This window comes from Acinetobacter sp. NIOH-H-8 (genome assembly GCF_046635365.1).
In the GTDB taxonomy this organism is placed as follows: Bacteria; Pseudomonadota; Gammaproteobacteria; order Pseudomonadales; family Moraxellaceae; genus Acinetobacter.
Genome location: NZ_JBHDVN010000363.1, coordinates 1 through 386 on the forward strand (window position 1 = coordinate 1; position 386 = coordinate 386).

1 protein-coding gene is annotated in these 386 nt (G+C 67.9%); it reads left to right on the forward strand.

Annotated features, from left to right (window positions below; translation table 11 throughout):
- Positions 1-386: efflux RND transporter permease subunit (locus ACEWB7_RS18670; RefSeq protein ID WP_411581186.1), on the forward strand; the 386-nt coding region annotated here is incomplete at both ends.

Consider the following 386-nt stretch of genomic DNA (forward strand, 5'->3'; position numbering starts at 1 on the left):
GCTGGGTGTTCCAGTATGCGCTGGTCGACCGCAGCGGCCGCCACGACCTGTCACAGCTGCGCGCGCTGCAGGACTGGTTCCTGAAGTTCGAGCTGAAGTCGCTGGCCAACGTGGCCGAGGTGGCGACCGTCGGCGGCATGGTCAAGCAGTACCAAGTGGTGCTCGATCCGGCGCGCCTGGTCGCCTACGGGGTGACACACGCCCAGGTGCGCGAGGCCTTGATGAACGCCAACCAGGAGACCGGCGGCTCGGTGCTCGAACTGGCAGAGGCGGAGTACATGGTGCGCGCCGGCGGCTTTCTGAAGTCGCTGGAGGACTTCAGGAACGTGCCGCTGGCGGTTCGCGCCGGGGTGCCGGTGATGTTGCGCGACGTCGCCACGGTGCAG